Raw genomic sequence first — 10229 nt, forward strand, 5'->3', positions numbered from 1 at the left:
AGGGCGGCGCGGGTGGCGTTCTCGAACTCGACGGTGTTGCGGAGGTTGTCGTACCAGTAGCCGCCGTCCATCACCGTGTCGTTGATGTCGAGGAGACGGCCCGTCAGGGACGAGTACAGGGGCGTGCCGCCCTGCTGGGGCTCGATGCCGTCCAGCAGACGGGCCAGCTCCTCCCGGATGGCCTCGACGTGCGCGGAGTGGGACGCGTAGTCCACGTCCACCTTGCGGGCGCGGATCCCGGCCGACTCGCAGGCCGTGATCAGCTCGTCGAGGGCGTCGATGTCGCCGGAGACCACGGTGGAGGCGGGGCCGTTGACGGCGGCGACGGATATCCGGCCGTCCCAGGCAGCGATCGTCTCGCGGACGGCGTCCGCCGCCCGGGCGACCGAGACCATGCCGCCGAGGCCGGCGAGCGCGGTGATGGCCCGGGAGCGCAGGGCGACGACCTTGGCGGCGTCCTGCAGGGAGAGGATCCCCGCCACCGCGGCGGCGGCGATCTCGCCCTGGGAGTGACCGATCACCGCGGCCGGCTGGACGCCGTGGGAGCGCCACAGCTCGGCCAGCGACACCATGACCGCCCACAGCACCGGCTGGACCACGTCCACCCGGTCCAGGCCCTCGCCGCTGCGGACCACGTCGAGCAGCGACCAGTCGGTGTGGGGGGCCAGCGCGGCGGCGCACTCGGCCATCCGGGCCGCGAACACCGGGGAGGTGTCGAGCAGTTCGACGGCCATGCCCGCCCACTGCGCGCCCTGGCCCGGGAACACGAACACCGGACGGACTTCCTCGGACGCCGCGCCGGTGACGGTCCCGGCGGCGGCGACGCCGTCCGCCAGGGAGCGCAGGTCCTTCAGCAGGGCGTCCCGGTCGCGCGGCACGAGGGCGGCGCGGCGCTCGAAGTGGGCACGGGTGGAGGCCAGGGACCAGGCCACGTCCGTGAGCGGCAGGCCGGGGTGGAGCTCGAGGTGGTCCGCGAGGCGGGCCGCCTGGGCGTGCAGCACCTCGTCGGTCCTGGCGGACAGGACGACGGGCAGGCCGGGGACGGCGGCCGGGTCGAGGGCCCCCTGCGGGTCCGGGGCGGGCGCCCGGCGGACGGGCTCCTGCTCGGGCGCCTGCTCGAGGACGACGTGGGCGTTGGTGCCGCTGACGCCGAAGGAGGAGACGGCGCCGCGGCGCGGCCGGCCGGTCTCGGGCCACCGGTGGGTGTCGGTGAGCAGTTCCACCGCTCCCGCCGACCAGTCGACGTGGCTGGTCGGCCGGTCGACGTGGAGGGTCCGGGGCAGGACGCCCTCGCGCATGGCCATGACCATCTTGATGATTCCGGCGACGCCGGCGGCGGCCTGGGCGTGGCCGATGTTGCTCTTGATGGAGCCCAGCAGCAGCGGCCGGTCCTCGGGGCGGTCCTGGCCGTAGGTGGCGAGCAGGGCTTGGGCTTCGATGGGGTCGCCGAGCTTGGTGCCGGTGCCGTGGGCCTCGACCGCGTCGACGTCGGCCGTGGTCAGGCCGGCGTCGGCGAGGGCGGCGCGGATGACGCGCTGCTGCGACGGGCCGTTGGGGGCGGTGAGGCCGTTGCTGGCGCCGTCCTGGTTGATCGCGGTGCCCCGGACCACCGCCAGCACCTCGTGGCCGTTGCGGAGGGCGTCGGAGAGGCGTTCGACGAGGAGGACGCCGACGCCCTCGGACCAGCCGGTGCCGTCGGCGGCGTCGGCGAAGGCCTTGCAGCGGCCGTCGGCGGCGAAGCCGCCCTGGCCGCTGAGGCCCGCGAAGGCGGCGGGGGTGGCCATCACCATGGCGCCTCCGGCGAGGGCCATGGTGCATTCGCCGTTGCGCAGCGCCTGGGCGGCGAGGTGCAGGGCGACGAGGGAGGAGGAGCAGGCGGTGTCGACGGTGACGGCCGGGCCCTCGAGGCCGAAGGCGTAGGAGACGCGCCCGGAGACGACGCTGGCGGAGATGCCGGTGAGGAGGTAGCCCTCGTTGCCCTCGGAGGCGTTGAGGAGCGCCGAGTAGTCCTGGCCGCTGGAGCCGGTGAAGACGCCGGTCCGGGAGCCCTTCACCGAGGCCGGGTCGATGCCGGCGCGTTCGAAGACCTCCCAGGAGGTCTCCAGCAGCAGGCGCTGCTGCGGGTCCATCGCCAGGGCCTCGCGCGGGGAGATGCCGAAGAAGGCCGGGTCGAAGCCTCCCGGGTCGGTGACGAATCCGCCGAGCAGGTCGAGGGGGCCGTCCTGGCCGGGTTCCATGCCGGGGAGGGCGGTGATGTGCCAGCCCCGGTCGGTGGGCACGGGCCCCATGGCGTCGCGGCCGTCGAGGACCAGCTGCCACAGGTCCTCGGGGGACCGGACGTCGCCGGGCAGCCGGCAGCTCATGCCGATGATGGCGATCGGGTCGTCGTCGCGGTCCCTGGAGACGGTGGCGGCGGCCTCGACGGCGTCGGGCCTGCCGAGGAGCTGCGCGCACAGGTGGTCGGCGAGGGCGGCCGGCGTGGGGAAGTCGAAGACGAGGGTGGCGGGCAGGCGGGTCTCGGTGACCAGGCTCAGCCGGTTGCGCATCTCGACGGCGGTGAGCGAGTCGAAGCCGAGGTCGCTGAAGGCCCGCTGGGGCTGGATCTCGGTGCCGGAGCGGTGGCCGAGCACGCCGGCCGCGGCGTCGCGGACGACGTCGAGGACGAAGCCGGCGCGGTCCTCCTCGGGCAGCTGGGCCAGGCGGCGGGCCAGGGAGGAGGCGGTGGTGGTCTCCGCGGCGGCGGCGGGGCGGGCGGCGGGGCGGATCAGGCCGCGCAGCATCGGGGGGATGGCCTCGACGGGCACGTCGGCGCGGGTCGGCAGGTCGATGTGGGCGGCGACGACGACGGGTTCGGGGCGGGCGGTCGCGGCGTCGAACAGGGCGAGGCCGTCCTCGGCGGACATGGCGGTCACGCCGGCCCGGTCGATGCGCTGCAGGTGCGAGTCGTCGAGGTCGGCGGCCAGGCCGCTCCGGTCGGCCCACAGGCCCCAGGCGAGGGCGACGGCGGGCAGGCCGTGGTCGCGGCGGTGGGTGGCGAGGGCGTCCAGGAACAGGTTGGCGGCCGCGTAGTTGCCCTGGCCGGGGCCGCCGAGGGTGGCGGCGAGGGAGGAGAACAGGACGAAGGAGTCCAGCGGCAGGTCCCGGGTGAGCTCGTGCAGGTGCGCGGCGGCGTCCAGCTTGGGGGCGAGGACGTGGTCGACGCGTTCGGGGGTGAGGGCGGTGAGGACGCCGTCGTCGGAGAGGGCGGCGGCGTGGATGACGGAGGTGAGGGGGTGCTCGGCGGGGACGGCGTCGACGACGCGGGCGAGGGCGTCCCGGTCGCCGGCGTCGGCGGCGGCGAAGGTGACGGCGGCGCCGAGTTCCTCGAGCCGGGCGGCCAGTTCGGCGGCGCCGGGCGCGTCGGCGCCGCGGCGGCTGAGCAGCAGCAGGTGGCGGGCGTCGTGGACGCGGACGAGGTGTTCCGCGAGGAGGGCGCCGATGGTGCCGGTGGCGCCGGTGAGCAGGACGGTGCCCCGCGGGTCGAGCAGGCGGCGGCCGGTGTCGTCCGCCCGGGGCGCGCGGGCCAGCCGCGGCGCGTACAGGGCGCCGTCGCGGACGGCGAGCTGGGGCTCGGGGGCGGTGAGGGCGCGCAGCAGGGCGCGGCGGGAGGCGGTGGCGGCGTCCAGGTCGACGAGGACCAGGCGGGCCGGGTTCTCGTTCTGCGCGGACCGCACGAGGCCCCAGGCGGCGGAGGCCGCGGGGTCCTCGAGGGGGTCGCCCTCGCCGGTGCTGACGGCTCCGCGCGTCACCAGGACGAGCCGGCTGTGCTCGAACCGTTCGTCGGCGAGGAGCTGCTGGGCGAGCCGCAGGGCGCGGTGCGTGAGGTGGTGGGCGGCCTCGGCGAGCGGGGCGGCCGGGTCGGCGGTGAGGGCGGCGACGACGGTGGAGGGCGCCGGCATGCCGTCGTCGACGGCGGCGGCCAGCGCGGCGAGGTCGTCGAAGCGGGCGGCGGCGGGCAGCTTGAGGCCGTTGTCGCCGATCAGCACGCAGTCGTCGGGGTCGTGGCTGCCGTCGGCGGTGACGGGGATCCAGTCGACGTGGAACAGGGAGTCGCGGGCGGCGGCGGGGCCGGCGGAGAGCTGTTCGGCGGTGACGGGCCGGAAGACCAGTTCGCCGACGGTGGCGACCGGCCGGCCGGTGGTGTCGGCGAGGTGGACGGTGACGGCGTCGCCTCCGGTGCGGCGCAGCCGCACGCGCACGGCACCGGCTCCGGCGGCGTGGAGGGTGACGCCGTTCCAGGAGAACGGCAGGCGTCCGCGGCCCTCGCCCAGGCCTCCGTCGAGGTCGTTGAGGGCGTTGACGTGCATGGCCGTGTCGAGCAGCGCCGGGTGCAGGCCGAAGGCGCGGGCGCCGTCGAAGACGTCGTCGGGCAGGCGGACCTCGGCGAAGAGTTCGTCGCCGCGGCGCCAGGCCGCGGTCAGCCCCTGGAAGGCGGGCCCGTAGGCGTAGCTCCGGGCGGCGAGGTCCTCGTAGAAGGAGTCGAGGGCGAGGGGGGTGGCGCCGGGCGGCGGCCAGGCGGTGAGGTCGCCGTCGGTGTCCGCCGGGCCGGCGGGCGGCGCGGTGGGCGCGAGGACGCCGTCGGCGTGGCGGGTCCACGGCTCGTCGGTGTCGCCGGAGGGCCGTGAGTGCACGCTGACGGAGCGCAGGCCCTCCGCGTCGGCGGGGCCCACGGACACCTGGACGGCGACGCCGCCCCGCTCGGGCAGGACCAGGGGGTTCTGCAGGGTGAGTTCGCGGACCTCGCCGCAGCCCGTCTCGTCGCCGGCGGCGACGGCGAGTTCGACGAACGCGGTGCCGGGCAGCAGGGTGGTGCCCAGGACGACGTGGTCGGCGAGCCAGGGGTGGGTCTGCACGGACAGGAAGCCGGTGAACAGCATGCCGTCGCCCTCGGCGAGGCTGACCGCGGCGCCGAGCAGGGGGTGTTCGGCGGAGCGCTGGCCGATGGCGGTGACGTCCCCGCTCCAGCCGGTGGGCAGCTCGGGCCAGTAGCGACGGTGCTGGAAGGCGTAGGTGGGCAGGGCGACGGCGCGGGCGCCGGACCCCTCGTAGAAGGCCTGCCAGTCGACCTGGGCGCCGCGGACGTGGAGTTCGGCGAGCGCCGCGGTGACCGACCGGTTCTCGGGGCGGTCCTTGCGCAGGGCGGGCACGAACGCGGCGTCCGCCCGGACGCTGTCGCCGCCGACCGCGCAGAGCGCGCCGCCGGGGCCGACCTCCAGGTAGGCGGTGATGCCGAGGCCGTCGAGGGTGCGCAGTCCGTCGGCGAACCGGACGGCCTCGCGCACGTGCCGCACCCAGTGGCCGGGGCTGCGCAGTTCGTCGGCGGGGAGGACGTCGCCGGTGAGGTTGGAGACGATGGGGAGGCGGGGCTCGTGGTAGGTGAGGGTGGCGGCGATCCGGGCGAACTCGTCCAGCATGGCGTCCATGTGCGCCGAGTGGAAGGCGTGGCTGACCCGCAGCCGCTTGGTCTTCGCGAAGCGTTCCGCGAGGGCCAGCACCTCGTCCTCGTCGCCGGAGACGACCACGGAGTTCGGGCCGTTGAGGGCGGCGATGGACACGTTCTCGGTGAGCAGGGGCAGGACCTCGTCCTCGGTCGCCTGGACGGCGACCATCGCCCCGCCCTCGGGCAGGGCCTGCATCAGCCGGCCGCGGGCCGCGACCAGGGTGGCCGCGTCCTCCAGGGACCAGACGCCCGCGACGTGTGCGGCGGCGAGTTCGCCGATGGAGTGGCCGAGGAGGTAGTCGGGGGTGACGCCCCAGTGCTCCATCAACCGGAACAGGGCGACCTCGACGGCGAACAGGCCGGCCTGGGTGTAGACGGTCCTGTCGAGCAGATCCGACTCCGCGTCGAACACCAGTTCCTTGAGGGGCCGGTCCAGGTGCTTGTCGATTTCCGCGCAGACCGCGTCGAAGGCCTCCGCGAACACCGGGTGGGCCTCGTACAGCTCGCGTCCCATGCCGGGGCGCTGCGACCCCTGGCCCGGGAACAGGAAGGCCAGCCCGCCGTGTTCCAGCGCGTTGCCGCGGAGCACGGCCGGGGCGGGGGCGCCGTCGGCGACGGCGCGCAGCCCGTCGAGCAGCTCGTCGCGGCCGGTGCCGAGGAGGGCGACCCGCAGGTCGAGGGCGGAGCGGGTGACGGCGGTGGACCAGGCCACGTCCAGGACGCCGGCCGGCTCGGACTCCAGGCGGGCGAGGAGGCGGGCGGCCTGCTCGGCGACGGCCTGCTCGGTGTGGCCGGACAGCAGCCAGGGGGTTCCGGCCGGGGTCCGCACCGGGCGGGCCGGGTCGTCGCCGGTGGCGCCGGCGTCGTCGGCCGGGGCCTGCTCGACGATGGTGTGCGCGTTGGTGCCGCTGATGCCGAACGAGGAGATCGCGAAGCGGCGCGGCTCACCGGTCTCCGGCCAGGCGCGCGCCTCGGTGAGCAGTTCGACGTCGCCCGCGGACCAGTCGACGTGCGAGGTCGGCCGGTCGACGTGGAGGGTCCTGGGCAGCACGCCGTGGCGCATCGCCATGACCATCTTGATGATGCCGGCGACGCCCGCGGCGGCCTGGGTGTGGCCGAGGTTCGACTTCAGGGAGCCCAGCCACAGCGGGCGGCCTTCGGGACGGTCCTGGCCGTACGTGGCGAGCAGCGCCTGCGCCTCGATCGGGTCGCCCAGCCGGGTGCCCGTGCCGTGGGCCTCCACGGCGTCGATCTGCGCGGCGGACAGGCCCGCGTTCGCCAGCGCCTGGCGGATGACGCGCTGCTGGGACGGTCCGTTGGGGGCGGTCAGGCCGTTGCTGGCGCCGTCCTGGTTGACGGCCGAGCCCCGGATGACCGCGAGGACCTCGTGGCCGTTGCGGCGGGCGTCCGACAGCCGCTCCAGCAGCACCAGGCCGACGCCCTCCGCCCAGCCGGTGCCGTCGGCGGCGTCGGCGAACGCCTTGCAGCGGCCGTCGGACGCCAGGCCCCGCTGGCGGCTGAACTCGATGAACATGCCCGGCGCGGACATCACCGTCACGCCGCCCGCGACGGCGAGGGTGCACTCGCGCTGGCGCAGCGCCTGCGCCGCCAGGTGGATGGAGACCAGGGCCGAGGAGCACGCGGTGTCGACCGAGACCGCCGGGCCCTCCAGGCCGAAGGCGTAGCTGATGCGGCCCGAGACGATACTGCCGGAGGTGCCGGTCAGGTAGTAGCCCTCGACGCCCTCGGTGAACCGGAGCAGCGACGAGTAGTCCTCGCCGGCCGCGCCCGCGAACACGCCGACCGGACGGCCGCGCAGCGAGGACGGGGCCATGCCGGCCCGCTCGAACAGCTCCCAGGTGCTCTCCAGCAGCAGCCGCTGCTGCGGGTCCATGGCGAGCGCCTCGCGGGGGCTGATGTCGAACAGCGCCGGGTCGAAGTCGCCGGCCGCGTCGAGGAACCCGCCCGAGGCCGCGTAGGACGAGCCCCGCTTGTCGGGGTCGGCGTCGTAGAGGCCCTCCAGGTCCCAGCCGCGGTCCTCGGGGAAGCCGGAGATCGCGTCCCGGCCCTCGTCGACCAGCCGCCACAGGTCCTCCGGCGACCGGACGCCGCCGGGGAAGCGGCAGGCCATGGAGACGATGGCGATCGGCTCGTGCTCCCCCGCCTCCAGTTCGCGCAGCCGCTGCCGGGTCTGGTGGAGGTCCGCGGTCATCCGCTTCAGGTACTCGAGGACCTTCTTGTCATCCGCCATGCCCCGCCAGCCTCTCCAGGAATTCCGTACGTTCGGCAATCACGCTTGCTCAGGCCTCTCCGAACTCGTTGTCGATGAAGGCCAGTACTTCTTCGGCGCTCGCGGCGTCCAGCCGGTCGGCGACGTCGGCCGTCGCGTCGGCGGGCGCGGGGCCGCCGTCCAGCCGGGCCACCAGGGCGCGCAGCCGGGAGGTGATCCGCTGCCGGGCGCCCTCGTCGCCGTCCAGGCCCGCCAGGCCGGCCTCGAGCCGGTCCAGCTCCGACAGCACCGCGGTCTCCGCGCCTTCCTGGGAGCGGACCGCGCCGCCGATCTCGCCGCGCAGGAATTCCGCCAGCGCGGTCGGCGTGGGGTGGTCGAACACGAGCGTGACGGGCAGCTTCAGCCCGGTCCGCGCGCTCAGCTGGTTGCGCAGGTTGACGGCGGTGAGCGACTCGAACCCGAGGTCGCGGAAGGGCCGCCGGGCACCGATCTCGTCGGCCGACCCGTAGCCCAGGACGACCGCGGCCTCGGCGCGCACCAGGTCCAGCAGCTTGCGCGTCACCTCGGACTCCGGCAGCCCCCGCAGGGACGCCCGGAACGCCTCGGCGCCGTCCTCGTCCTCGCCCGTCCCCGTCCGCTCCGCGCGGGCCAGGTACGCCCGGACCTCCGGGACGTCCTCCAGCCAGGCCGCCGGGCGGGCGGCGAGGTAGGCCGGCAGGTACGTCGTCCAGTCGACGTCGGCGACCAGGAGGGCCGCCGCGGGGCCGGCCTGGTCCGCTCCCCCGCCCGCGCCGGGCACGGCGCGGAACAGGGCGGTCAGGGCCGCGTCGGTGGGCAGCACCGGAAGTCCGCGGGCCCTCATGCGCTCGGCGAAGCCCGGGTCGTCCAGGGCCGTGCCGCCCTCCGCCCACGGGCCCCAGGCGAGGGAGGTGGCGGGCAGTCCCCGGCCGGCGCGGTGGACGGCGAGCGCGTCGAGGTGCGCCGCGGCCGCCGCGTGTGCGCCCTGGCCGACGCCGCCGACCGTGCCGGCGAACGCGGAGAACAGGACGAAGGCGTCGAGATCACGGTCCTCGGTGAGCCGGTGCAGCCGTGCGGCGCCCGTCGTGGACACGCGCAGCGCCTCGGCGAGCCGCTCGGGGGACAGGCCGTCCAGGATCCCGTCGGCCGTCACGCCCGCGGCGTGGACCACGGCCGTCAGGGGCGTCCCGTGGGCATCGGCGTCGGCGTCGATCCGGGCGAACAGTTCCTCCAGCGCCGCCCCGTCCGCGAGGTCGCAGGCGGCGACGGTGACGCGGGCGCCGAGCTCGGTGAGCTCCTTCCGCAGCGCGTCCGCGCCGGGGGCGTCCGGGCCGCGGCGGCCCACCAGCACCAGGTGTTCGGCGCCCTGCTCGGCGAGCCGGCGGGCGACCAGCCCGCCGAGGGCCCCGGTACCGCCGGTGACCAGCACCGTTCCCGAGGGCCGCCACGCGTCGGCCGCCCCGGCCGCGGTGCGCACCAGGCGCCGCGCGAACACCCCTTCGTGCCGCACCGCGAGCTGGTCCTCACCGCCGTGGGTTCCGTCCAGCACCGCGCACAGCCGGGCGGCGACGTCCGCGTCCCACGCGGCCGGCAGGTCCACCAGACCGCCCCAGCGCTGCGGCATCTCCAGACCGGCGACCCGGCCCAGACCCCACACGGCGGCCTGGTGCGGCGACTCCAGCGGATCGGCGCCGCCCACCGAGACGGCGCCCCGGGTCAGCGCCCAGAGCGGGGCGTGCACCCCGGCGTCCCCCAGTGCCTGCGCCAGCACGACCGTGCCGGACACGCCTGCCGCGCCGTCCTCACCGCCGTCCCCGAGGGCCGTCAGCGAGACGATGCCGTCGATGCCCTGCGGGTCCAGTTCGGCGAGCGCCGCCGCGAGGGCCTCCCGCCCGGTCACCGTCACCCGCAGGACGTCGGCGCCGCGCTCGGCCATGGCCTGCCCGACCGCGTCGGCGAACGTGTCGTCCACGGAACCCCCGGCCGGCACGGCGATCAGCCACCGGCCGGGGAGCACCGCGGCCGCGGCCCCCTCGGCCACGCGCTTCCAGCCGACGCGGTACGTCCAGCCGTTCAGCGCCGCCTTCTCACGCCGCTGCCTCCGCCAGCCGGCCAGCGTCGGCAGGGCGGCCTTCAGCGGCTCCGCGTCGACACCGCCCAGCGCCTGCGACAGCGCCTCCAGGTCCTCGCCCTCGACCGCGTCCCAGAACGGGGCGTCCGCCCCGTCCACCGCCGCGACCGACGTCTGCGCCGACAGCTCGGGCCAGTAGTGCTGGTGCTGGAAGGCGTAGGTGGGCAGGGGGGTGCGGCGGGCGCCGGTGCCGGCGAAGACGGTGTTCCAGTCGACGGCCACGCCGTGGCAGTGGGCTTCGGCGAGGGAGGTGAGGAAGCGGTCCGGGCCGCCTTCGTCGCGGCGCAGGGTGCCGAGGACGGCGGCGTCGGTGCCGGTGTCCTCGACGGTGCCCTGGAGGCCGAGGGAGAGGACGGGGTGGGGGCTGACCT

2 protein-coding genes are annotated in these 10229 nt (G+C 76.1%); both read right to left on the reverse strand.

What is annotated here, in order from left to right; translation table 11 throughout:
* A partial coding sequence (locus A2U95_RS31240) for a type I polyketide synthase (RefSeq protein WP_166029291.1) occupies positions 1-7730 on the reverse strand: 7730 nt, incomplete at its 3' end.
* A gap of 49 nt (positions 7731-7779) precedes the next feature.
* On the reverse strand, positions 7780-10229 hold a 2450-nt coding region (locus A2U95_RS31245), incomplete at its 5' end, for a beta-ketoacyl reductase (RefSeq protein WP_166029293.1).

The sequence above is a fragment of the Streptomyces chilikensis genome (genome assembly GCF_001642695.1).
In the GTDB taxonomy this organism is placed as follows: domain Bacteria; phylum Actinomycetota; class Actinomycetes; order Streptomycetales; family Streptomycetaceae; genus Streptomyces; species Streptomyces chilikensis.